The organism is Paenibacillus sp. A3 (assembly GCF_001399685.1).
Taxonomy (GTDB): domain Bacteria; phylum Bacillota; class Bacilli; order Paenibacillales; family NBRC-103111; genus Paenibacillus_G.
The window spans coordinates 1-22,455 of the sequence record NZ_JTHN01000177.1 but is presented as its reverse complement, the minus strand read 5'-3'; the positions used below and the strand labels follow the sequence as shown (position 1 = coordinate 22,455).

Below are 22,455 nucleotides of genomic sequence, written 5' to 3'. Positions count from 1 at the left end.
CACCGCCAGTGCGCCGGGCGCGATGCCCGCCGCCGTCCGGCGCCCCGCAGGGCACTGCACCGCGAGGCTCACCGCGATCGCGCCGCTGCCGGTGCCGACGTCTGCGACCGTCGGCGAAGCCACCCCCCCGGCGCCCAGCCCGCCCGCGGCCCCGCCGAAGAGCTGCCGCCCGAGCAGGACCACCTGCTCGACCAGCAGCTCCGTCTCCGGCCGCGGGATGAGCACCGCCGGCGTCACCGTGAAGGGGAGCCCGTAGAACTCCTGCTCCCCGATGATGTACTGCACCGGCTCGCCGCTCGCCTTGCGCTCCAGCAGCCGCTGCCAGTCCGCCTCCCGCTCCCGCGGGAACGGCTCCGGCCAGCGCAGCAGAAGCCCGCTGCGGCTCTCGCCCAGCAGGTGCTCCAGCAGCCGTCCGGCGTTGGCCTCCGGCTCCCGCACCCCGCGCTGCCGCAAAAAAGAAGAAGCCTCGGCATAGGCTTCACGTATCGTTATCCGCCGCTCGTCACGCACCGGCGTATTCTCCTTTTTCCATCTGCTCGGTTTGCGAGGCGATCGTCAACGCTGAAACGATTTCTTCCATATCGCCGTTCAGCACGGCGTCCAGCCGATGCAGCGTCAGGCCGATGCGGTGATCGGTCACCCGGCTTTGCGGGAAGTTGTACGTGCGGATCCGCTCCGAGCGGTCGCCCGTGCCGACTTTGCTCTTCCGCTCGGCACCGTACTTTTCCATCTCTTCCTGCTGCATCTTGTCGTAAATCCGCGCGCGCAGCACCTGCAGCGCCTTCTCTTTGTTCGAGTTTTGCGACTTGCCGTCCTGACAGGTTGCCACGATCCCGGTAGGGATGTGCGTCACCCGAACGGCCGATTTCGTCGTATTGACGGACTGTCCGCCTGCGCCGCTCGAACAGAACGTGTCGACGCGAATGTCCGAATCATTGATCTCAATGTCAAAGTCTTCCATTTCCGGCATAACCGCTACGGTTGACGTCGACGTATGGATGCGCCCGCCCGACTCCGTCGTCGGAATGCGCTGCACGCGGTGCGCCCCGCTCTCGAACTTCAGCTTGCTGTAAGCGCCCTTGCCGTTCACCATGAAAATAATCTCTTTGAAGCCGCCGAGATCGTTCATGTTGATGTCCATCACTTCCGTCCGCCATCCCTGCGCATCGGCAAACTTGGAGTACATCCGGTACAGGTCGGCCGCAAACAGAGCCGCCTCGTCCCCTCCGGCCGCACCGCGGATTTCCACGATGACGTTCTTGTCGTCGTTCGGGTCCTTCGGCATCATGAGGACCTTAATGCGTTCCTCAAGCTCCGTTTTCCGCTCCGACAGCTCGTCGAGCTCCATTTTTACGAGCTCCTTCATTTCGTCGTCAAGCTTTTCGTTCTGCATCGCCCGCGCCGCTTCGTATTGTTCGGAGACGCTTTTGTACTCCATATAAGCGTCGTACGTCTCCTGCAGGTCGGACTGCTCTTTGGAATATTCCCGCAGCTTCTTCGCGTCTCCCGCAACATCCGGGTCGCACAGCAGCTCACTCAACTTTTCATAACGGTCGGCCAATGCTTGAAGCCGGTCCAGCATCGTCACTCACCCTTTCTTTTGTTCCGTTTTTCGTAAGTTTGCCCGTTCCGGTTCCTTTGCAGCTCCCGTGGAGCCCACAGCCTTCTCTCCCGGCTGCTGCCCCTCTCCCCGTTTCACCGCGAATCGCGCGGCCGAAGCAAGAGACGGTCCCCCAAGTCCCTCAGCCCAGCCTCGCTATACGTTGAAACGGAAGTGCATGACGTCGCCGTCCTGAACGACATATTCCTTGCCTTCCAGACGCAGCTGTCCTTTTTCCTTCGCCGCATTCATCGAGCCGGACCCGATCAGATCTTCGTAACCAACGACCTCTGCCCGGATAAAGCCGCGTTCGAAGTCCGTATGAATCACTGCCGCCGCTTGCGGGGCTTTCGTGCCCATGCGGATCGTCCAAGCGCGAACTTCCTGCACGCCGGCCGTAAAATACGTATACAAGCCAAGCAGCTTGTAAGCCGCTTTGATCAGCCGGTTCAAGCCAGATTCCTGCAGCCCCAGCTCCTCAAGGAACATCGCCTTGTCTTCGCCTTCCAGCTCGGCGATCTCCGATTCGACCTTCGCGCTGATCGGCACGACTTCCGCGCCTTCCTGCGCCGCGTATTCGCGTACCTTTTGCACATATGGATTGCCTTCGGCGTCGGCCACTTCCGATTCGCTCACGTTGGCCGCGTACAGTACCGGCTTCATCGTCAGCAGGTGCAAATCGCGGATCAACAGCTTCTCTTCGTCGCTGAGCTCCACGCTGCGCGCCGGTTTATCGTTGTAGAGCGCTTCTTTGATCCGTTCGAGCGTCTCTACTTCTTGCGCGTACTTTTTATCGCCGCCCTTCATGTTTTTGCGGGAGCGATCAATGCGCTTATCGACGGAATCCACGTCCGCCAAAATCAGTTCGAGGTTAATCGTCTCGATGTCGCTGATCGGATCGACCGTGCCGGAAACGTGCGTGATGTTCTCATCCTGAAAACAGCGCACGACGTGCACGATCGCATCCACCTCGCGGATGTGCGCCAAAAATTTATTGCCCAGTCCTTCGCCTTTGCTGGCGCCTTTGACCAGGCCCGCAATATCGACGAATTCGAATGCCGTCGGCACGATGCGGTTCGGATTTACGATCTCGGCCAACCGGTCAAGACGCTCGTCCGGCACCTCGACGACACCGACGTTCGGATCTATAGTACAAAACGGGTAATTCGCCGACTCCGCACCGGCTTGCGTAATCGCGTTAAACAACGTAGATTTGCCAACGTTCGGCAGTCCGACGATCCCTGCTTTCAATGCCATGAAAAGGACAACTCCTTCAGTGTATTTCTAAGCAAATTCCTAACTTAAAATTATACTACACAACCGGCCTTTGTGTCACCTCATGCCCGCACAGCAAAAAATACCGGCTTCGCGTTCCGCAAGGCCGGCTCTATTCGCACACTCTCTCCGTTCTCTCTCAATTTCAGCCTACTCTTCCGATTGGCCGGAAGCCTTTCTGAGCTCGTTCGCCAGCCGGTGAAATTCCGCCTGGCCTTCCGCATCGTCAATCGCCAAATACGACGCAGACAAAAAACGGATCAAGTTATTCGCATCCTCCACGCTAAGAAGCGCATCCGGCGGGTCCGGAGTAACGCTGGAAGCATACTCGTCCGCCACGTCCTGCAGAAAATCGTCAAACGTCTTGCCTAGGAGTCTCAGCGGCTCCTTAGGGTCCGTGCGCCGTGCCGGATCAAGCATGTAGTGGCCGGTAATGTCCGTCTCCGGATTCAAGCCGTACCGGTAGCAAGCATACGCCAATACCCAAACGTATCTTTTGTACGATTCGCCCAGATCGATGCTTCCGCCGTAGCAGAGCTCGACCGCGCCGGCCGCATCGTTGGCATCCGCACCGTAACGGGCGTTGTCCGTCGTTACGTTATACACAACGTGATACGCCTTCTCCGGAGCCCCCGTCAAAAACGGGATGCATTCGATAATCTCCCGGTCGTCCACAAACAAATGCGCTGAAGCCGACATGTCGTTCCGGGTCCGTTCGTAATACGCTACGTTGGATGCAGCCGTCGCACCGGGATTTCCCGTATCGTGCGCCACCATGAAGCGGCACGGGTCCAGAGCAAGAACCGGGCGGCGTTGGCTCGGCCCCGTCAAATACCGGGGAACGATCTCGTATTTCATCGTAAACGCCATGCTGTTCACCACCTCGAAGCTTTTATCTTTAAGATATGCTCCAAGTTACCGACAAGTCCGGCGCGTTTGCCAATGAAGGCGGTGCCCTTTTTTACTCTTCCCGTTTCTGCGCAAAATGAAACTCCACCTGTTTTTTCAGGATAAATGCGCGCAGCGAATTGGCCTTATCCGCGGCGAGCTCGACGAAATGAGCCCCGTAATAACAGCCGTACTCCACCGGCTCCGTCCGTATAATTTCCGCACGGCAGTGCATTGAGAAGCCAAGGTCGAGATGCAACTGCACCAGTGCGTCCCGGTCCAGCTCGACGGGCTCCTCTATGCTAAAACCTATCCCGCTGAGGCTGATGTTTTGGACGGTAAGCGGAATCTGCCCCTCCGGTACCTGCCAGGAACCGTCCTCGTTGCGGTAGGACACAAGAGCGCCCTTTTGGTTCACCTTGACCCGGGGATGCTCGCGCTTTTCCGCGAACCGGTTCTGATGCTGAGGCGGAATAAGGACCATGACCACGCCCTGATCCTTGGCAACGACTGTCGACTCGAACGGGTAGAAGCCGCCCGGCGAATAAATCGTCAGCTTGACCGCATCGCCCAATTCAAACGCTTTGTACTCCGACATTTCGATTTCGAGAATGTCCCCTTCGACGTACGTCAATATCCCGGTGGATACAAATTTCTCTTTCTCCACTACAATTCGGCTGTTCAGCATAACCGTGCCGGAGCTGCGGTGTCTTTCTTTGGAATTGTTAAGATTGCGGGAAACAGCCGTTATGTTCATCCGCTACGTCACCATCCTTGGTTTTTAAGTGATGTCCTTGGCGCAAAAAAGGCCGCCTCCCCCGTAACGGAAGAAACAGCCGGCGAATTCCGCATCTTTTCGGCGGCCAGGCTGTCGTAGTCCGTCTGCGGACCTTAGACCCTAAGCTTTGCGTCGCTGCCTTTCGGCAGGTTTGCCATGAACGATTGGTTGCAATACTTTATTATCATTATCGTATATGTAAAAACAATCAATTATAGGACAATTTACCTAATCCATACTATATTTAGTATAGCAATCCCACTATCATCATTCAACGGTATCGCCGAAATTCACTTTTTCTTAATAATTCACAATGGGGATAACTTTGCTATTCACATCTTCAACAACCTGTGGATAACTTCAAAATTCGTTTTATTCCTTGCTATTTCGACTAAATTTATCTACAATGAGTTGAAAACAGAGCTTTTTATCCACAATTTTATCCACAGCGTGTTAACAACGAATACTTGTTCGAGAACGCATTGTGCAGATACGATAATCGAGGTGTCCAGCTTGTCTGCAGCATTATGGGAAGAACATTTGCCTTTCATGAAAGCCGCGATCGAAGAAGCCCAGAAAGCGGAAGCGATACGCGAAGTCCCGATCGGGGCGGTCGTCGTGCTCGGCAACGAGATCATCGGCCGCGGCCATAATGTCCGTGAAACGACGCGGGACCCGCTGGCGCATGCCGAGCTGATCGCGATTAAGCAAGCTAGCGAGCATCTGGATGCCTGGCGTCTGCTGAACTGCCGGCTCTATGTTACGTTGGAGCCATGTCCGATGTGCGCGGGTGCGATTGTGCAAGCCCGAATCAGTCAAGTCGTCTTCGGTACCCCGGACCCAAAGGCCGGCTGCGCAGGTACGCTGATGAACCTGCTTCAAGAAGACCGGTTCAATCATCGGGTCGACGTGATTGGCGGGGTAATGCAGCAGGAATGCGGAACGATGCTGACGCAGTTTTTCCGCAAGCTGCGAAGAAAAGAGTAAACCACCGGCTTCTATATCAAGCAGATACAAGTTGTGGCGGCAAAAAAAGAGGCCGTCCTCTTTACATTTTCTTAGGACAGTGGTAGAATAAAAAAGCTTCGTGCTTAGGCACACCGACGAGACGTGGCTCAGCTTGGTAGAGCGCTTGGTTCGGGACCAAGAGGTCGCAGGTTCAAATCCTGTCGTCTCGATACCTTTAAGACAAGAATTGCGGTCATGAGACCGCAATTTTTTTATTTTCTTTTACGGAAAATATGCGCTACGTCTTTTTTATGAAAAGTCGTTCCAAGATACACCGCAAACCGTTCAAGACAATCGAGTATGCTCTCTTTCATCGGAGTCGTTATGGAAACGGGATCTTCCCACCACCAATTTTTTATGGCGAGCGGGGCGCCGCTTTTGTGCTGTTGAGGTTCGAATCGGGCTACAATTCGATCGCCATAAAGGACCGGCAGCACATAGTAACCGAATTTCCGTTCGGCAGCCGGCTTATAAACTTCCCAGCGGTATTCGAAATCAAATAACGCTTGGATGAGATTACGATCCCATAACATATTATCCAGAGGAGCAAGTATACTTGAACGTTCCATCGCCGGACTTACCGATAAAGCTTTATTCAGAAGCTCCAAGTCCGTATTTCGGATATGCAAAGGATGCTCCAGATCTTCCACATGGATTTCAACGATTCTGTTCTCGCTCAATAATCTCTTAAAAGCTTCATTTCGCTGCGGGCTCTTCATGCCGCTAATGCCAAGCCAGGCGTCGCTGGGCCGGTTCCAAAGCATGCCTATACTGCCGATACGGCGAAGCACGTTCCACTCATAGTACTGCTCGTCAGACTGGAACGGTTCCTGTGCGGAATATAATTGTTCCGCAATATGTCTCTCCGCCAGATCATAATATTTGCGGGTGTTGACCTTATGATGAATCACAAGAAGTCCCGCATAATTCATTCCTTCCAACGCGGCCCGGGCTAACCTGGTCGGTCCCCATCCCCAATCGATTTTTTCGTCAAAATGAAGATCTCCGGAGCAGACAGCGCCTCTGTTCTTGATGTCTTCGTATATTTTATCCACCGTGCTTTGACGGGCGGCGCACCAAGCTTGATATTTTTTTCGGAATCTTGAGAAATAGGGCCAATCCTCTACGGGGAAGATAGCCATATTTTTATCCCAGAAATCAATCAGTTTACGTTCATTATATAACAGGTCCCGAAGCATGCTGCGATTGAAATCCTTGATCCGGCTCTGAAGCACAAGCTCCGGATTCATCCCGACCACATTGAGAGGGTCGAACTGTATGCATCCTACGCGACGGATGTAAGAGACGATTCCCTCCGGACCGGCAAATTGAAAATCGCCGTGCAGTCCGTGGTAATATAATAAAAACCTTTTCGCTTGCGATTTGGTTAGCAGAATGGGAGTCAATCGTTTCACCTCGAACTATATATAACGAACTTATGTTCCTATATTATATTCCACTTTGTTCCAGATTGGCAAGCCATTTTCTCAGACTGCATAAAAAAGAGCTTTGATCCGGCATCCCGTCCGGCTTCAAAGCTCTTTCGCGCGACTCCTTAATTCTTGCTATTCGCCCGGTTATAATCCGCCAACGCTTTGTTGATTCGGGTAACCATGCTGGCGATGGCCTTGTCGATATCCTTCTTGTCGGTGACGTAGCCCAAAATTTCTTCTTTCATCGCGGTGCTGATTTCGCTGGATACCGCGTTCATCGGCTCTTGCGTATCCGGCGAAGAAGTGTGCAGTTGGTTGATAGCCGTTTTAAACAGCGGATTTTTGTCCAGATGCGCTTTCATATCCGGCAGATCGTACGTTTTCAAATTGACCGGAAAATAGCCCGTCCCGGAGTGCCATACGAACTGGGTTTCCGCAGACGTACTGTATTTCATGTATTCTCTGGCCGCATCGATCTTGGCTTTGTCGCCGCGGTCCATCGTGTATAATGCGGAGCCTCCGACAGCAACGCCGCCCTTGTCGCCCGCATCCACTTTGGGAAGGAACGCCGTTCCTACTTCGAACTTCCCGCCGACGGCGTTCAGCACTCCTTTGAGCCCGGCCGTCGAATTCACGAACATGGCGAGCTTGCCTGCGGCGAATTCTTCGTTCTGATTCGTCTCCGTTCCCGTCTGGATTCCGCCGTATGCGACTGCTTTTTTCCACCCCGTCATAAATTTCTTCATCGTCCCGTTCGAGTCGAACTCCACGGCGGTCATCGTATTGGAGCGGCCGTTTCTGTTATTCCCGATATAGCCGCCCTGCATGCCGATCCAGCTGGACAGATGATACAAGTCCGGCGTTCCGGAAAAGCCCCACTGGCTGGTTTGCGTACCGTTCTTCTTCGTCAGCTTGGCGGCATACTGCCCCAGCTCGTCGATCGTCGCCGGAGGCTGCTCGGGATTCAAGCCCGCTTCCTTAAACAAATTTTTGTTATAGTACAGCAGAATGGTAGAGTTGGCAAACGGCACGCCGATCAGCTTGCCATTGTAGCTGAAGGAGGCCACGACATTCGGCTCCAGGTCCGCTATGCGAAAAGAAGCATCTTGGTCGGCCAACGTCTGCGCCGGGATCACATAAGGGATATCCTTCATGTAAGCCGTTTCCGAAGCGGGAGATTGCACGATATCCGGCAAGTTTTTGACATCCTTGGCCTGCACCGCGGCTCTTACTTTTTTCATCAAATCGCCGTAGCTGCCTTGAAAGACAGGCGTAATGACGATGCCTTTCTCCTTGCCGACCGTATCGTTGAAGGTCTTCGCCACTTTCTTGACAACCTCTTCGTTAGCGCCGCCCATCGCGTGCCAGAAGGTCAGGTTTACCGGTCCTGTACTCGCCGTCGACGGAGCAGCGCTGCTGTCGGTCGTCGCCTTGGCGCTCGGATTCGCACCGCCTCCGCATGCGGTCAATACGTTAAGAGCTGTCAATACGCTGACTAGGGTGATCATAGGCTTTTTCATTTGGTTATCCTCCTTGGGTAGTGGCTAGATTGCGAATCCCTTATCCTTTTAAGCCGCCTGACGTCACGCCGAAGACAAGCTGCTTTTGGAAGAAGACGAAGACCAGGACCGACGGAATGAGGATCACGGTTACACCGGCCATAATCGGTCCGTACACCATCCCTTCCGGGAATTGCAGCATCGTAATACCAACCTGCACGGTTCTCATCTGTTCCGAGTTCGTCACCAGCAGCGGCCAAAGGTATGTATTCCAAAGACCGATAAACGATGTAATCGTAATCGAAGATAAGACAGGCACGGACATCGGGAGCAAAATTTGCGCGAAAAACCGCATATCGCCGCAGCCGTCCACAAGCGCCGCATCTCTGTAATCCCTCGGCACGGTCATGAAGTGCTGCCGCAGCATAAACATGAACACCGCGGCCACCAGCATGACGATCATGACGCCGCCGTACGTATTGATCAGCCCCATCTGTGCAACCGTAATATAGTTGGTAATAATGAGCATGTCCCCCGGGATCATCATCGTTCCCAGAATGAACAGGAACCACCCTTTCTTCCACCGGAACTCCATAAACGCGAAGGCGTACGCCGCCAAGCTGCTCGTAATCAACCGGCCGATCGTGCCGACAACCGCAATCAGGAACGAGTTCCACATAAACGTGAAAATCGGCGTCGAGGTAAATACCGTTTTGTAATTATCCAAAAATAACGCGCTGGGAAACAGTCTGGGCGGATAGGAACCGAGATCGGAAGGACTCATCAAGCTGACTCCGATGCAATAGATGAGCGGGAAAATGACGACCAGGCCCGCCAGCATGGAGATCGCGAGCACTCCCCAATCGTACAGCCTCTTCGTTGCCATTATGTGTAATGCACCCCTTTCTTCTCGTACGCGAAGGTGATCAGCGTAAAGATCATGACGATGAAGAAAATGATGACGGCGATGGCGCTTCCGTATCCGTACTTGCCCTTCTCGAAGGCTTCCGTGTACATCCAGTACACCATCGTCTCCGTAGCGCCCATCGGCCCGCCTTTGGTCAGAATCGATACGGGACCGAACACCAGCAAGGAGCCGATCAAGTCGGTGCACAGCAGAAAAAACAACGTCGGCGAGATAAGCGGCAGCTTGATTCGGATGAGCTTCTGCATGTAGCTGCTTCCTTCCATTTCGGCCGATTCCAGCAGCTCCTGCGGAACGTTCCTAAGGGCAGCCAGCAAAAAGAGGAAGCTGAACCCGATGCTCATCCACACCGAGATGATCGCAATGCCCGTTAGCGCATATTTTTCATCGCCGAACCAGTTCAAGCCCAGTCCGGTAATATAGTTGAACATCCCGATTGTCGGGTTCATGAGCAGTTGGAAAATCATGACTGCCGACGACATGGAGACGGCCATCGGCAAAGCGAACATCACTTGATAGATACGGCTGCCTTTCCTTACCTTCTCCGCCAGCAGCGCCAAAGTCAGCGTGATCAACAGCGTAGCGGGCACCGTCAGAATGGTGAATTGCAGCGTATTCAGCAATGCCCGGAGCAGCCGCTCATCCTGGAATGCTTCGACGAAATTTTCCAGCCCCACGAACTCCACCGGATTGCCGAGCATGTCCACCAGCGTAAAGCCCAAAACCATCGTTTTGACAAAAGGGTAATAGTTGAAAAGAAGCACCAATACGATGCAAGGCAGAATAAACAAATAGGGCTTCAGCATCCGACCGATTTTGCTGCCGGTCTGCTTGCGGGCGGATTCTTTAAAAGTCGGCTTGGAAGCATAAGAAGCGTTCGGATTCATCAAGATTCCTCCTCTCCCGGGCCGCCGTTCGGCAGCACTTCTCCGATGGGCTCCCTCCACAATTGATGTGTCCCCATCGACACGGCTACCGCCCCGCTTTGCAGCGCCTCTTTGATTTGCTCCCGGGTTTGGATCAATCCGCCCGCAATGATCGGAATATTCGTTTCCTGCCGATAGACGCGAATGTATTCCGGCAGCAGCGCAGGCATGATCTCAATCGCATTCGGCTGAGTTTCCTGCACCGACTTGAGGCCTGATTTGACCGAATCGCTGTCGAATAAAAAGATCCGCTGAATCGTAAGCAGGCCTTCTTTCTTGGCAAGCTTGATCAGTTGGTTCCTCGTCGTCACAATGCCGTCAGGCTTGACGCAGGTAGCCAGAAAAGACATTCCTTCGCTATCCTGGCTTAGTCCTCCGAGCCGTTCGACGTGAAGAAATACGGGAATCCTGTTCTTTTTGTACAAGTCTACAAAGCTCTTAATATTGCCGATGTTGCCGATCGAAAGCACCACCGCGCCGACCTTGGCCTTCGCAGCCTTCTCCAGCGTCTTGTGCTCCTTAACCGATGCAATCATCCGGCTTTGACGCAGCCTTTCCAGAAAATCGAGATCCTGCATGCCCTCGGCCCGCCTTTCTGACATAAAAAAACCTTAAATAGACTTTTTCAACCCTGCAGCTTCGGGAAAAAATCTAATTAAGGTTTCTCCATGTGACTCCAACCTATCGGATTTATTTACTTGTTCGGTTACAGCATACCCCTCGTATGTTAGAGCAAGTTTAACCCGGTCTAAAGATATTGTTAACGCAGGCATCGGCGGCAAGAGAAAATCGCTATACTCGTACTTTCCGTACCGTTTCATGTATAATAAAAAATGAATCTACATGATTATGGAAAAGGAGAATCGAAATGGAAGTTGTCGTTTCAAAAGCAGCGGCGGAGCAAAAATCCGTCTTGCGAAATTTGCTGGAGCTGTACAAATACGATTTTACCGAATTCGATCCGGAAGACGTAAACGATCACGGCTTATTCGAATACCCGTTTCTGGATCACTACTGGACAGAGGAAGGAAGACACGCTTTCCTCGTTCACGTGGACGGGAAGCTGGCCGGGTTTGCCTTGATTCGGGAAATAGGGTCGGACGAACCGGTGTATTCGGTCGCTGAATTTTTCGTCATGAAAAAATACCGCCGACATGGGGTCGGGCGCAAGCTGGCTTTTGATTTGTTTAACCGGTTTGCGGGTCAATGGGAAGTGGCGCAAATGGAGGAGAACGAACCGGCCCAGACGTTCTGGAGACGAATCGTTGACGAGTATACGAAGGGCAGCTATCAGGAGATTACGAGAGACGATTGGGAAGGACCCATTCAAATCTTTCGGTCGCTCCCGTAAAAAACAGCGGCCATCTCCTTATCAGCTTTCGGAGAGATAGCCGCTGACTCCAATGCTCATGGACCGTGAATGCACGGTCCATTTTTGGATAGTCGGAACGGAAGCCCCTCTGCTAGGCTGCTACCAGCACACCCCCGTGAAAAATAAGCGGCTCAGCGTACCTGCGCCCCACGGTCTCATGAGCGCCCCCCTCTGCCCTTTTTATTTCCAAGCAGAAGCCGGATGCCCCCGCCAATCAGCAGCACCGAGATGACGAACGTCTGGAAATACTGGTCGAACCATAGCATGACCTGCCGCTGCATTTTTTCGGGAAGCCAAACATTCAGCGCGCTCAGCAGCACGCGATCGAGCAAATAGTACCCCCCGAGCGCAAGCAATCCGTACCCGAGCCACCGCTGGTGGTGCATCAGCCAGCCGACGACCGGTACATCCCTTAATTCCTCACGGCCGACCTTGGACACCATCTGCAGTGAGTCGAAGAAGCTGAAAAACCACAGGATCGGAATCAGGAACATGAACAGCGACAGCCGCATCACATCCATGATATAGATGCAGAACAGGAAGGCCGCCATGAGCTGCAGGCCGCGCTTTTGCAAGCCCAAGTACATATGCCCAGCCCCGGGGAAAATTGAGAGCAGCGTAGCCAGCGTTTTATTCTTCTTGCCTGACTGCCGGCTCTCCTGAAATTCTTCAAAGATCGTCCGGTCCGTCAGGACCTCTCCGCGCTCCTTCCGTCCACACTGCTGTACGCAGTCGAACATGCAGTACAACCAAATGACCGGCAGCGCGCCGAGGAATACGAGGAATACGTCGCGGTGCGTAATGACGCTGAGAAAGAAGATCATCACCGCCAGACCGAAGAACAAGACCATAAAGCCCAGCCCGCGCTGCATAAGCCCGAGGTGGAGATGGCCGAGCCCCGGAACGAAAGAAAGCGCAATGGTGCGAAACCGGTCGTTCATCGGAGCCCCGGCATCATGCGGCCAAGAGCGGTAGCTTCCTTCTGCTGGTCCATACGGCTGGCCTTCCCCGGGGTGGGATTGCCGGCTCGCAGGAGGACGGCCGCCCCGGGTAAGCAGGAAGAAAACCATATCGAGGACGTTTATGACAGCAATCCCAAGGGCAACTAACAAAATTAAGAACGCGTCGTTTCCCCGTGATTGTGTAGCGACCAAGAACGTCAGCAGCGCCAAACCAAAAAATCCAAACCCGTACATCAACCCCCGGAATACGCGTCCCATATACAAATGGCCTAGTCCGGGAATGAACGACAGCAGGAACGCCGCCACCGGACTTTTATATGTGTTCATCGGGTACCTCCTCTTTCATGTTTCGGTTGGATGGAATCGAGCAAGCCGATCGTCTTCTCCAGCAAGATTTCGGAGAACGGAACGTAGGCTTCCGTCCGATCGGAAGCGGTATAGGACATGCGGCCGGGCTCCGGATTGCCCATAAGCGAGTGGAACACGCCGGTACTCATTAAGAGCAGCGTGATGGCCGCAGCAACAGCATAATGGAAGAAGGGACTCTGCGTCCAGGGAATACGCCGTTTGCGCTCACCCGGTTGGTTCGCCGCATTATTTTCGGGCTCGGGAGCCAGCGGCTGCACTTCCGTCCAACGCTGCATGACCGCAGCGGCAAAAGCGTCCGTATCCGGTAATCCCGGCAGCCCGGCAGCCAGTTGCCCGATACACTCCATATACAGCTCCAGGCAGGCGTCGCAGCCGTCCAGATGCGCCTCGCAGCGCTCCCTCTCCTCCGGCGGCAACTCATCGTTCACATACTGCATCCAGATGTCCAGCGGCCTGTGTTGATTCATTCCCACTCCTCCTCCTTCCATACTCTCCGCATATATTGCTTTGCCCGGTACAGCTTCGATTCCACCGTTTTGATCGCGACCTGCTGCTCTTCGGCGATCTGTTGATAGCTTTTTTCCTCGATATAAAAGGCGACCACGACATCCCGGTAATTTTCCGGCAGACGATCCAGACGTTCGCGAACGTATGTGCTTCTCTCGCGTCGGATGATCTGCGTCTCTACGGGATTGCTCTGAAGCGGTTCGGGAGGCGTGTGTCCCTCCCAGTCATCCGTTAAGTCTTCTTTCTTGCGGTCCTGCGACCGTTTGAAATCGATCGCTTTATTGACGGCGATTCGCGTGAGCCAGGTTTTAAGACCTTGGTACCGGTACTGGGGGAGAGACGCATATATTTTCAGCAGCGCTTCCTGCGTGACGTCTTCTGCATCTTTCGTCGAACGCAATACCCCGTAGACCGCTTGGAACAAATAATTTCCGTATTTGTCCACCAGTTCACGGAACGCATCCGCGTCGCCCGATACGATGCGCGCAATCCATGCTTCTTCTGTAATCGTTCTCCCCCTCCCTTCTCTGCGAATAGACGAACCCGGGGAAACCAAACCCTGCATTATTTTTTTGAAACTTAAAAAATATCTTTTTATTGTAACGGTCATCCCGGGCAGGAACAATGGAAAACAAAACAAGAGCCGGACAACACCCGGCTCCTGCAACCTGCTATGAATTGATAAATGCAACATGCGCTGGCATCCGCTTCAAAATTACGGCTGCTTGCGGCTCAAGCCGGTCCCGGCTCCATTGGGTCTAATTGCTTTGAGACGCGCCCGATTGTTGCGGGATCGGCGTATCCAGCGAACCTCCCCCTACCGGACGGTAAGCGATATTTTGCAGAGCTTGCTCGCCCAAGCGCTCTTTCAATTGCTGCTTGTATAAGCTGATCGGCGTCACGTGCTGCCCGTGCCATTCCCAATACGCATCCTTGCGCGGCCTCGTATCGTAATCCTTATCCGGCAAAAATCCGGAAACCTTCTCTCCGACGTGACCGATCGCATAGTTTTGGGCCGTTGGCGGCTGCTGGCTCGTCAGCTTGCCTTCGGTATTCCAAGTTACATAGTTCGCTCCCGCCCAGCCGTGGCCGCTTCCCAGCCAAGCCCGGTCCCGGATCATGATTGGGGATTTGATATTGTCGAACAACCCGCCGACCGACCAGCGGTGATGCGGCTCGCTCGTGTTGTAGTCGATCCGGCTCTCGCCTTCCAGAAATACGTTAGGCCCCTGCACGCGGCTGTCCACCACATAACCGTGCCTTGCCGTCTCCGCATACGTGCGCTGCACTAAATTTTGCTGCCCTTGAATGTAGTAAGCATAACGTCGGCCGCCTGTAATAATGCTGACCATATCGAACACTTTGGAGTCCTGTACGGTTACCCATTTCGCGTTGCGGCCCATTTGCACCAGGGCATAGGCCAAGTGATATCCGGTCACGTCCCGGACCCAGGCATTTTTCACGCTGTTCATCATGACAAAGCGCTCGGTATGCTTCTCATCGGCATAATACGGATCGGTTTTGCCGTTATCCATGGTCGTATCGATGATGGAAGGGTCAAAAGCCGAATCCACCCGCATCTTCTCCACGCCGACCTTCTCAATCCGCTCATCGTCGTTGTATTTATAGAGCTGTCCACCGCCCCAACGAAGCTCGATGCTGTTCGCCAGAGGCGCGTCTACTGTAATCTCATTGCCGTTAATGCCGGTAATGACGCGGTCAAAATCGAGGTTGAACGGTCCCCATTGACTGACGGTGCCTCCCGGCCGTTTATAAATATAATCCATGCCGATTTCGGTAATAAACCGGGCATTGCCAATCCGACGCACGATGACTTTGTCGCCAATTTTATAGGCGCTTGCATCTTTCACGTGGAACGTTTTCGCCCCCGAAGGGACATACAAGTCCGTGACGTCGGACATAGATGTGCTATCGATAATCGGCCCTTTGGAGGAGCCGATTTCGATCAGATTGCGCGGTTTGTTCCCCGAGCCGAACAGGAGCGTACCTCCTTCGTCCTGCCCTTCCCCACGCAGCACGACGCCGCTTGTCCGAACATACAGCGTGCCTTCGATCTCGTAGCGCCCCTTTTTCAGCAGTACCGCTCCACGGAATCCATCGGGCCCGACCGGCATTTGGGATACCTGATCGATGGCTTGCTGGATTCGCGCCATAGCGTCGCCTTCTCCCGGCTCTACGGTTACCCGGGCCTGTACATCAGGAATTTGGACCCCGCCGCCCATATACCCGGCGTTCGAGAAATCGATCACCCGGTTGCCTTTATAATCGGGAACATACACAAGCTTGCCGTCAGGCCCCATATACGCTATGCTGCTCTGCCCGCCCGGAATCGCAGCCGGATCGAGCGCCGTAAAATAGAACACGTCGTAGGCCGGAGGCAGGCCTTCTCTTTGCAGCGTCAGCCGGATTTCGTAGCTCCCGGGTTGATTAGCTTTGAACGGAAGCGTGACGTTCTTTGTTTCCGACTTGTTCAAAGCTACTTTCGGAATCACCGCAACAGGCTGACCGTTCCGGACCACTCTCCCGCTCACGTCCAGCTTCACGTTCGCCTGTACCGATACGGCCGGAAAATCGTCACCTGGCTGAAGTACCGCAGGCTGGCCGATCTCCATTTTCATACGGGGGTGAGAGAGCGAAGTATTCGCAATGAACGCTTCCGCCAAAAACTCGTTCGGATCTTTGACCAAGATCCAAATATCCGGGGTAGTCAGCGTCAGGTCCTTGGTGACCTTCACTTCCGTATACACCGTGCTCGCTCCGACTTGAAGCGCCGTAACGGTTCCATTCTGCTCCACCGTGATGAACTTCGTATTCGTTTTTAACGTTTTATTGTACTTGGACAAGTCGACGATCTCGCCGTTCTTTCGCTTTCCTTTCAAGTTCAGCGACAGCGTTCTCGACTCGCCCTTCTTCAGCTCAACCGCTTCGTTTACGGCATAAGGCTGCCCGTTCTCCTTAACAAAGTAGATACTTGCCAAGTCCGCCGGAACGACTGGTTCCCCCGGGTTCGGTCCCGGACCGTCTCCACTCTCCCGGTAAACGCCCCATTCGAACAAATTGACATTGCTGTTCCTGCTGAGCGTGATATCCAGCTTCACGTACCGTGCGGAGGTATCCTTAAACCGGATTTTATCCTGTACGGTCAAATCGCTTTTCTTGGACGCAACTTCTTGCCAAGTCGTACCATCTGACGACACAAATGCGCTTACAGCTGAAACCATGTCCACACTCCGAAACGATACCGTAAATGCATTGAACGTCTCCGCCTTGCCCAGATCCGCCGAGATCCACACGTTCATATCCTCCCGGTCTTTCGCCAGGGGCTGCCAGAACGTCGAGGCGTCCCCGTCAACGGCTGCTGCTCCCGGTCCGGTGGAGCTTGCTTGCGAGCTTGTTTGGACCGGCTTATTCCGTACCAGATTGACAGGCTGTTCTGCCGCCTCCGTTTTCATAGCCGGCATTCCAAGCGTTACGGCCAGGATAAAAGAAAGGGGGAAACCTATCCACTTGCGCCAAGCCATAATGCATACCTCCGATTTCATTGAGTTTTTAGAAAACGCTTGCAAAGAAAACATACCAAACTTTTCCGCGCGCAGAAAATGTGCTATTTTATGCTCTACCTGTATATTTTTGCGTTTCATCCTACATCCCATCAACGGAGATCGACTTTATTCCCTTTGAGCGGTATGGTATAATGGGTATTGCTTGAATCAAGTCCCCGTAGCTCAACAGGATAGAGCAGTCCTCTCCTAAAGGACCGATAGAGGTTCGAGTCCTCTCGGGGACGTATATACTTATATAAGATCCGATAACAACAAAAGCAGAGGTCCTGAAGAGGGCCTCTTTTGTTTTTAGACTCGTGAGGTTTGCATTAAAAAACGTCCCTCATGCCATACTAGCGTTGAGGTGACGCCGATGGCCAGCAGGAACGATTCGGACGAAGAGATTTACATTTTCAACAACGAAGCGATTAACGATGTGAAGACAGACGCCACCGGCGAACTGTGCTCTTCGAAACGGACGGATGTCTCTGAAGCGCCAGAAAACCAACCAAACGAGCAGGCTTGATAACGGCCAAGAGCCCGCAGTACGATTTCGTTTCGTGCCGCAGGCTCTTGTTCTTCATTCGGTTAAAATAAGCGGACCATCGCGGGTAATGGCAATGGTGTGCTCAAATTGTGCCGACAGGCTGCCGTCGTACGTTCTGGCGGTCCAACCGTCGAAGTCGATAAACATCTCATGCTTCCCCGCGTTGATCATCGGCTCGATCGTGATCACCATGCCCTCCTGCAGCAAAAATCCGCGCCCCGGTTTGCCGACATGCGCAAAGGAAGGTTCTTCATGCATCTCGCGGCCGATGCCGTGTCCGACCAAATCGCGAACGATTGAAAAGCCCGCTTGCTGAGCGTGCTGCTGCACCACATGCATGACATCCCCGATTCGATTGCCGACAATGGCTTTGGGAATGGACAGATCCAGGCACTCCTTCGTGACACGAACCAACCGCTCCGCTTCCTCCGATATTTTTCCGACGGCATACGTACGGCAAGAGTCGGCCATCCACCCATCGTAGCTGCAGACAATGTCCATCTTTAAGATATCCCCCTCCTGCAGCGGCTCTTCGCTAGGAAAGCCGTGGGCAATGACATCGTTCACGGAAGCGCAGGTGGCGAACGGATATCCTTTGTAGCCTTTGGTCACTTGTTTTGCACCATGTTCGTTTATAAATCGTTCGGCAAAATCATTGATTTCAAGCGTCGTCAGCCCGGGACGAACCATCTTGGCGATTTCTTCGTGGCATTTGGCCAATACGGCTCCGGCCTTAGCCATTAAAGCAATTTCTTGCGGCGTTTTTAAATGAATCATCAGACCACTCCTCCCTCCGACGATCATTGATTGCGTGCAACGTGGAGGAAAACCGATGCACGACAGACAACAGTCGGTTTCAAACTATTTTACGACGATTCCCCGTGTCCTGCCACTCAGGTCGAGATACCCCCTTTTCGATTTACAAAACCATGCAATGATTTGTGCATTATGGCGCAAAAGGTGATTAATATCACGCAAAAAGTGCATTCTCTTTTGGTGCAGTCTATGGTAAAATAAGGTTTCAATCACAAAATCGAGGTGGACATGATGCCGGCAAACAGCTGCTATTACATCATTTATGATGAATACTCCATTTCCATTTGTACCATGTTGGACGATGTATGTGATGCGATAGCAGGCGGGTCTTCGTTGTACGGATATGCGGATAACGAAGAGATGGCTCACTTGTTGTTGAATGAATGCTTTCTTAGGGTGGAGAGAGAAAAAAACAATCTATAACCATGTAATATAAAAACAACAGCCTCTTACAAAAGGTAAGAGGCTTATTTGTGCTATCCTTCGCCGTTATTTTGGCGGCTGTGGTTTTGATTTTTTACTTTTTTCGAACCGGATAAGGGGACATTCGGCTGACGGCTCTCTTCCCGGTTGTGCCGGCCGCTTGGAGGGTTGACCGGCTGTGGAATATCTTTAGGCATTGTAAACCTTCTCCCTTCAGTCGATATCGGACATGGGCTCATGAGGCAGTTTATCGTGGTTTAGGGCATCCTGGTGCCGGTGATCGTTTGTTTGCTGCTGTACTTGTTGAGCTTGGTGACTGGTTACCGTCGTTTTGTCCAAATCCTTCACGACATTTTGCAAATTTTTATCGACGCCGCTTTTATTTTGAGTCATAACTTGACCTTCCTCCGTTTTAGCTATGCGTAAAAGCATGAAGCTGCTGAGCACATTCGTGGATATGTCTCACATAATCGTCCACAAGCGTTTGAATGACGTCGGTCCGCTCATCGACAGACGTGCCTTCCCTCTCGACGTCGATCAACTCTACCTGCACTTCCCGCGAATCGACATACGTGCATTTAAAATCGAAGCTGTAATTGCTTCGTCCGGCTGTCACAATATGAATTCGAATAACGTTCGCTTCCGCTTCATCTGCCTTCACTTCCGCACGGTCTGAGGCGTTCAGGACGGTCGGCAGCGTTCTCGCCCAAGCTTCCGCCAAACGTTGGTTGTCCACTTGCAAGCTGTCCTTTTTACTCATAAGTCACACCTCCATGGTTGTTAACATGCGAAGTCCGCGACCTTCTTATACCAAGGACGAAGCAGCAAAAATAGCCATCAAAAAACGACCCCTCATTTGGGGTCGTATACTTTGTATGTATGGCGGAGAGGGTGGGATACGTCCGCGACGCGGCCGACTGCGATGTATTCCTATCGAAGCTCAAGCTCCGACGAACCTCCGGTTCTCATCCCACCTGCTTGCTCCCCCATACAAAAAACGACCCTTAGTTGGGGTCGTATACTTGTATGTATGGCGGAGAGGGTGGGATTCGAACCCACGGTGCCCTCACGAACACGGCGGTTTTCAAGACCGCTGCCTTAAACCACTCGACCACCTCTCCGGGTGACACCAAGCATTGTATCATAAATCAAAAAGCTTTATCAAGCTCTATTTCTTGCTGATCCGTGTAACATTCCCCATATAAGGCTGCAACACTTCCGGAATCAGCACGCTGCCGTCTTCCTGCTGATAATTTTCGAGAATCGCAGCGACCGTCCGGCCCAGCGCCAGACCCGATCCGTTCAACGTGTGAACGAATTCCGGCTTCGCTTTCGCATCGCGGCGGAAGCGAATGTTCGCACGGCGCGCCTGGAAATCTTCGAAGTTGCTGCACGACGAGATTTCGCGGTACGTATTGCTGCTAGGCAGCCATACCTCCAGATCATACGTCTTCGACGAGGAGAAGCCCAAATCGCCCGTACAAAGCGCCATAACGCGGTAAGGAAGCTTCAGGAGCTGCAGCACCTTTTCCGCCTCGCCAGTCAGCTTCTCAAGCTCCTCGTTCGATTGCTCCGGAAGAACCATCTTCACGAGCTCTACCTTGTTGAACTGATGCTGACGAATGAGTCCGCGAGTGTCACGCCCGGCGGAACCGGCCTCGGAACGGAAACAAGCGCTGAATGCCACGAAATATTTCGGCAAATCCTCCAGAGCCAAAATATCGTCCCGATGGTAATTCGTCACCGGCACTTCGGCAGTCGGAATCATGAAATAGTCCGAACCTTCGATCTTGAACACATCTTCTTCGAACTTCGGCAGCTGCCCGGTACCCGTGAGGCTATCGCGGTTTACGAGGTACGGAGGAAGCATTTCCGTATACCCGTGCTCATCTGCATGCAGGTCCATCATAAAGTTGATCAGAGCCCGCTCCAGACGCGCCCCTAGCCCTTTATAGAACACAAACCGGGAGCCCGTAACCTTCGCTGCCGATTCAAAATCCAAAATATCCAGTTCTTGCGCCGTTTCCCAGTGAGGCTTCGGCTCGAAAGAAAAGGACGGCACCTCGCCAACACGGCGAATCTCCACGTTATTCTCTTCCGAACCGCCTACCGGCACGTCCGTTTGCGGCATATTCGGAATCGCCAGAAGGATAGCATCCAGCTCGGCTTCCAGACCGCGGATTTCTTCATCCAGCGACTTGATACGATCACCGACAACCTTCATCTCTTCGATCAAGTGATCAGCGTTTTCTTTGGCCTTTTTCAGCTGCGCCACTTCTTGCGAAACGACGTTTCTGCGGTTTTTCAATTGCTCCGTTTCTTGCAAAAGCTCTCTGCGCTTCAAATCCAGACTTGTAAAACGGTCCAGCTCCTCCAGGTTTTTGCCCCGGTTGGCCATCCCTTGTTTCACCTTATCCAAATCCGCTCGCAGCAATTTTATATCTAACAAGGAGATCCCTCCTGCTTCGTCTCACGTACCATGTCCAAAAAATAAGCGTGCATTCGTTCATCGTCAGTCAGCTCCGGATGAAACGATGCAGCCAACAGATGCCCTTGACGGGCTGCAACGATCTGGTCACGGTACGTCGCCAACACGTCCACGCCTTCGCCCACCTGTTCGATCAGAGGCGCACGGATGAATACCGCGCGCACATCCCGATCGATGCCCTTAATATCCAAGTCCGTTTCAAAGCTTTCCCGCTGCCGGCCAAAAGCATTGCGCGCGACCTGAATATCCATTAGTCCAAGGTGAGGCTCTTCCTGCCCTGCAATATGCTTTGCCAGCACAATCAGTCCTGCACATGTGCCGAAAAGCGGCTTGCCCTGCCGCGAAAACTCGCGTAGGGCATCTATAAATTGATAGGTTCGCATCAGCTTGCCGATCGTTGTGCTCTCGCCGCCCGGAATAATGATTCCGTCGATCTCCGCCAACTGCTCCGTACGCTTCACCGCGACGCCAGTGCCGCCGGCTTTTTCGATCATGCGGATATGCTCGGCTACGGCGCCTTGCAGCGCCAAAACACCTATGTTCATCTCTTTATACCTTCTTCCCGAGAAACAAGCTCCTGTCGGCTTACCAGCCGCGCTCCTGCATCCGTTCGGATACATGCAGCTTGGAAATTTCGATCCCCTTCATCGGCGTACCGAGATTTTTGGAAATATTGGCAATCAGTTCATAATCTGTGTAATGTGTCGTAGCCTCAACGATTGCTTTCGCGAATTTCTCCGGATTTTCCGATTTGAAAATACCCGAGCCTACAAACACGCCATCGGAGCCCAGATGCATCATAAGCGCGGCATCCGCAGGAGTCGCTACACCGCCAGCTGCAAAGTTGACGACCGGCAATTTTCCGGTTTCATGCACTTGCAGCAGCAGCTCATAAGGAGCGCCCAAGTTTTTGGCCTCTGCCATCAGTTCGTCCTTCGACAAGCTTTGAATTTTGCGGATTTGGCCCGTGATCATACGCATATGACGAACAGCCTCAACAATATTGCCTGTTCCCGGTTCGCCTTTCGTACGGATCATGGAAGCACCTTCACCGATCCGGCGAAGCGCTTCGCCGA

Annotated in this window: 23 protein-coding genes, 3 tRNA genes, 1 pseudogene and 1 riboswitch; of the genes and pseudogenes, 5 read left to right on the top strand and 22 right to left on the bottom strand. The window is 53.2% G+C overall.

Annotated features, from left to right (window positions below; genetic code table 11):
* From QJ48_RS25225 to QJ48_RS25205, 5 genes are all read right to left on the bottom strand, one after another.
* The coding region (locus QJ48_RS25225; protein ID WP_162238567.1) for a HemK/PrmC family methyltransferase at window positions 1-510 on the bottom strand (510 nt) is incomplete at its 3' end.
* On the bottom strand, window positions 503-1,582 hold the full coding sequence (gene prfA, locus QJ48_RS25220; RefSeq protein ID WP_054976173.1) for a peptide chain release factor 1: 1,080 nt from the start codon (window positions 1,580-1,582) through the stop codon (window positions 503-505). The genes prfA and QJ48_RS25225, both read right to left, overlap by 8 nt.
* Before the next feature lie 174 nt (window positions 1,583-1,756).
* Window positions 1,757-2,857 (bottom strand): redox-regulated ATPase YchF, encoded by a 1,101-nt coding sequence (ychF, locus tag QJ48_RS25215; RefSeq protein ID WP_054976172.1) that lies wholly within the window; start codon window positions 2,855-2,857, stop codon window positions 1,757-1,759.
* Between the two features lie 168 nt (window positions 2,858-3,025).
* The gene (locus QJ48_RS25210) at window positions 3,026-3,745 is read right to left on the bottom strand and encodes an N-acetylmuramoyl-L-alanine amidase family protein (protein WP_054976171.1); all 720 of its coding nucleotides are present in this window, start codon (window positions 3,743-3,745) and stop codon (window positions 3,026-3,028) included.
* Window positions 3,746-3,836: 91 nt separating this feature from the next.
* Window positions 3,837-4,520, bottom strand: a complete 684-nt coding sequence (locus tag QJ48_RS25205; RefSeq protein WP_054976170.1) for a flagellar brake protein — start codon at window positions 4,518-4,520, stop codon at window positions 3,837-3,839.
* Window positions 4,521-4,618: 98 nt separating this feature from the next.
* A riboswitch (cyclic di-GMP riboswitch) is annotated at window positions 4,619-4,707 on the bottom strand.
* A 347-nt stretch (window positions 4,708-5,054) separates the two neighbouring features.
* Between QJ48_RS25205 and tadA the strand changes: the two genes are divergently transcribed.
* Together tadA and QJ48_RS25195 are read left to right on the top strand one after the other, a co-directional pair.
* The gene (tadA, locus tag QJ48_RS25200) at window positions 5,055-5,528 is read left to right on the top strand and encodes a tRNA adenosine(34) deaminase TadA (protein WP_272948158.1); all 474 of its coding nucleotides are present in this window, start codon (window positions 5,055-5,057) and stop codon (window positions 5,526-5,528) included.
* 117 nt (window positions 5,529-5,645) lie between these two features.
* A tRNA-Pro gene (locus tag QJ48_RS25195) sits at window positions 5,646-5,719 on the top strand.
* 42 nt (window positions 5,720-5,761) lie between these two features.
* Here the strand turns inward: QJ48_RS25195 and QJ48_RS25190 are convergent.
* The 5 genes from QJ48_RS25190 to QJ48_RS25170 all read right to left on the bottom strand — a co-directional run bounded on the left by QJ48_RS25190 (window position 5,762) and on the right by QJ48_RS25170 (window position 10,910).
* Window positions 5,762-6,964 carry a winged helix-turn-helix domain-containing protein gene (locus tag QJ48_RS25190; RefSeq protein WP_237763056.1) on the bottom strand — a complete coding sequence of 401 codons (1,203 nt, stop codon included), beginning with the start codon at window positions 6,962-6,964 and terminating at the stop codon, window positions 5,762-5,764.
* A gap of 140 nt (window positions 6,965-7,104) precedes the next feature.
* Window positions 7,105-8,502, bottom strand: coding sequence for an ABC transporter substrate-binding protein (locus QJ48_RS25185; protein ID WP_054976167.1), 1,398 nt, complete (start codon window positions 8,500-8,502; stop codon window positions 7,105-7,107).
* A 40-nt stretch (window positions 8,503-8,542) separates the two neighbouring features.
* Entirely contained in the window at window positions 8,543-9,367 is an 825-nt protein-coding gene (locus QJ48_RS25180; protein ID WP_054976166.1) for a carbohydrate ABC transporter permease, read from the bottom strand.
* On the bottom strand, window positions 9,367-10,293 hold the full coding sequence (locus QJ48_RS25175; RefSeq protein ID WP_054976165.1) for a carbohydrate ABC transporter permease: 927 nt from the start codon (window positions 10,291-10,293) through the stop codon (window positions 9,367-9,369). Before QJ48_RS25175 ends, QJ48_RS25180 begins: the two co-directional genes overlap by 1 nt.
* Window positions 10,293-10,910, bottom strand: coding sequence for a glycerol-3-phosphate responsive antiterminator (locus QJ48_RS25170; protein ID WP_054976164.1), 618 nt, complete (start codon window positions 10,908-10,910; stop codon window positions 10,293-10,295). Before QJ48_RS25170 ends, QJ48_RS25175 begins: the two co-directional genes overlap by 1 nt.
* A 290-nt stretch (window positions 10,911-11,200) precedes the next feature.
* Here QJ48_RS25170 and QJ48_RS25165 point away from each other — a divergent pair, with 290 nt between their 5' ends.
* Complete coding sequence (locus QJ48_RS25165; RefSeq protein ID WP_054976163.1) at window positions 11,201-11,683, top strand: GNAT family N-acetyltransferase; 483 nt, start codon at window positions 11,201-11,203, stop codon at window positions 11,681-11,683.
* A gap of 176 nt (window positions 11,684-11,859) precedes the next feature.
* Here the strand turns inward: QJ48_RS25165 and QJ48_RS25160 are convergent, their stop codons facing one another.
* From QJ48_RS25160 to QJ48_RS25145, 4 genes are all read right to left on the bottom strand, one after another.
* Window positions 11,860-12,993 carry a hypothetical protein gene (locus QJ48_RS25160; protein WP_054976162.1) on the bottom strand — a complete coding sequence of 378 codons (1,134 nt, stop codon included), beginning with the start codon at window positions 12,991-12,993 and terminating at the stop codon, window positions 11,860-11,862.
* Window positions 12,990-13,502 carry an anti-sigma factor gene (locus QJ48_RS25155; protein ID WP_054976161.1) on the bottom strand — a complete coding sequence of 171 codons (513 nt, stop codon included), beginning with the start codon at window positions 13,500-13,502 and terminating at the stop codon, window positions 12,990-12,992. Before QJ48_RS25155 ends, QJ48_RS25160 begins: the two co-directional genes overlap by 4 nt.
* A complete protein-coding gene (locus tag QJ48_RS25150; protein ID WP_237763055.1) occupies window positions 13,499-14,107 on the bottom strand; it encodes an RNA polymerase sigma factor in 609 nt (202 codons plus the stop codon). Before QJ48_RS25150 ends, QJ48_RS25155 begins: the two co-directional genes overlap by 4 nt.
* A 193-nt stretch (window positions 14,108-14,300) precedes the next feature.
* Window positions 14,301-17,084, bottom strand: a complete 2,784-nt coding sequence (locus tag QJ48_RS25145) for a discoidin domain-containing protein (protein ID WP_162238566.1) — start codon at window positions 17,082-17,084, stop codon at window positions 14,301-14,303.
* 193 nt (window positions 17,085-17,277) lie between these two features.
* Between QJ48_RS25145 and QJ48_RS25140 the strand changes: the two genes are divergently transcribed.
* Window positions 17,278-17,350 (top strand) — tRNA-Arg (locus QJ48_RS25140).
* Between the two features lie 128 nt (window positions 17,351-17,478).
* Window positions 17,479-17,631 carry a hypothetical protein gene (locus tag QJ48_RS37075; protein WP_157261753.1) on the top strand — a complete coding sequence of 51 codons (153 nt, stop codon included), beginning with the start codon at window positions 17,479-17,481 and terminating at the stop codon, window positions 17,629-17,631.
* 54 nt (window positions 17,632-17,685) lie between these two features.
* Here the strand turns inward: QJ48_RS37075 and map are convergent, their stop codons facing one another.
* From map to QJ48_RS25095, 8 genes and pseudogenes are all read right to left on the bottom strand, one after another.
* Window positions 17,686-18,429: a type I methionyl aminopeptidase gene (gene map, locus QJ48_RS25135; RefSeq protein WP_054976160.1), complete on the bottom strand. Its 744-nt coding sequence runs from the start codon at window positions 18,427-18,429 to the stop codon at window positions 17,686-17,688.
* Between the two features lie 515 nt (window positions 18,430-18,944).
* Window positions 18,945-19,088, bottom strand: coding sequence for a small acid-soluble spore protein P (locus QJ48_RS25125; protein ID WP_010500477.1), 144 nt, complete (start codon window positions 19,086-19,088; stop codon window positions 18,945-18,947).
* A 16-nt stretch (window positions 19,089-19,104) separates the two neighbouring features.
* Complete coding sequence (locus QJ48_RS25120) at window positions 19,105-19,284, bottom strand: hypothetical protein (RefSeq protein ID WP_054976159.1); 180 nt, start codon at window positions 19,282-19,284, stop codon at window positions 19,105-19,107.
* A 19-nt stretch (window positions 19,285-19,303) separates the two neighbouring features.
* Window positions 19,304-19,651, bottom strand: a complete 348-nt coding sequence (locus QJ48_RS25115; RefSeq protein WP_054976158.1) for a hypothetical protein — start codon at window positions 19,649-19,651, stop codon at window positions 19,304-19,306.
* Window positions 19,652-19,922: 271 nt separating this feature from the next.
* Window positions 19,923-20,012, bottom strand: a tRNA-Ser gene (locus tag QJ48_RS25110).
* Window positions 20,013-20,059: 47 nt separating this feature from the next.
* Window positions 20,060-21,340, bottom strand: a complete 1,281-nt coding sequence (gene serS / locus QJ48_RS25105; protein WP_054976157.1) for a serine--tRNA ligase — start codon at window positions 21,338-21,340, stop codon at window positions 20,060-20,062.
* Window positions 21,334-21,924, bottom strand: coding sequence for a pyridoxal 5'-phosphate synthase glutaminase subunit PdxT (pdxT, locus tag QJ48_RS25100; protein ID WP_054976156.1), 591 nt, complete (start codon window positions 21,922-21,924; stop codon window positions 21,334-21,336). The genes serS and pdxT overlap by 7 nt, the downstream gene beginning before the upstream one ends.
* Before the next feature lie 40 nt (window positions 21,925-21,964).
* Window positions 21,965-22,455, bottom strand: a pseudogene (locus QJ48_RS25095) (pyridoxal 5'-phosphate synthase lyase subunit PdxS); the annotation flags it as partial.

Coding starts and splice junctions, on each gene's coding strand:
- QJ48_RS25210 (WP_054976171.1), bottom strand. CDS start 3,745: ATGGCGTTTACGATGAAATACGAGATCGTTCCCCGGTATTTGACGGGG.
- QJ48_RS25155 (WP_054976161.1), bottom strand. CDS start 13,502: ATGAATCAACACAGGCCGCTGGACATCTGGATGCAGTATGTGAACGAT.
- pdxT (WP_054976156.1), bottom strand. CDS start 21,924: ATGAACATAGGTGTTTTGGCGCTGCAAGGCGCCGTAGCCGAGCATATC.
- QJ48_RS25145 (WP_162238566.1), bottom strand. CDS start 17,084: ATGGCTTGGCGCAAGTGGATAGGTTTCCCCCTTTCTTTTATCCTGGCC.
- QJ48_RS25150 (WP_237763055.1), bottom strand. CDS start 14,107: ATGCAGGGTTTGGTTTCCCCGGGTTCGTCTATTCGCAGAGAAGGGAGG.
- QJ48_RS25170 (WP_054976164.1), bottom strand. CDS start 10,910: ATGCAGGATCTCGATTTTCTGGAAAGGCTGCGTCAAAGCCGGATGATT.
- QJ48_RS25120 (WP_054976159.1), bottom strand. CDS start 19,284: ATGACTCAAAATAAAAGCGGCGTCGATAAAAATTTGCAAAATGTCGTG.
- QJ48_RS37075 (WP_157261753.1), top strand. CDS start 17,479: ATGGCCAGCAGGAACGATTCGGACGAAGAGATTTACATTTTCAACAAC.
- QJ48_RS25115 (WP_054976158.1), bottom strand. CDS start 19,651: ATGAGTAAAAAGGACAGCTTGCAAGTGGACAACCAACGTTTGGCGGAA.
- QJ48_RS25205 (WP_054976170.1), bottom strand. CDS start 4,520: ATGAACATAACGGCTGTTTCCCGCAATCTTAACAATTCCAAAGAAAGA.
- QJ48_RS25185 (WP_054976167.1), bottom strand. CDS start 8,502: ATGAAAAAGCCTATGATCACCCTAGTCAGCGTATTGACAGCTCTTAAC.
- ychF (WP_054976172.1), bottom strand. CDS start 2,857: ATGGCATTGAAAGCAGGGATCGTCGGACTGCCGAACGTTGGCAAATCT.
- map (WP_054976160.1), bottom strand. CDS start 18,429: ATGATTCATTTAAAAACGCCGCAAGAAATTGCTTTAATGGCTAAGGCC.
- QJ48_RS25180 (WP_054976166.1), bottom strand. CDS start 9,367: ATGGCAACGAAGAGGCTGTACGATTGGGGAGTGCTCGCGATCTCCATG.
- QJ48_RS25160 (WP_054976162.1), bottom strand. CDS start 12,993: ATGAACACATATAAAAGTCCGGTGGCGGCGTTCCTGCTGTCGTTCATT.
- prfA (WP_054976173.1), bottom strand. CDS start 1,582: ATGCTGGACCGGCTTCAAGCATTGGCCGACCGTTATGAAAAGTTGAGT.
- QJ48_RS25125 (WP_010500477.1), bottom strand. CDS start 19,088: ATGCCTAAAGATATTCCACAGCCGGTCAACCCTCCAAGCGGCCGGCAC.
- QJ48_RS25175 (WP_054976165.1), bottom strand. CDS start 10,293: ATGAATCCGAACGCTTCTTATGCTTCCAAGCCGACTTTTAAAGAATCC.
- QJ48_RS25165 (WP_054976163.1), top strand. CDS start 11,201: ATGGAAGTTGTCGTTTCAAAAGCAGCGGCGGAGCAAAAATCCGTCTTG.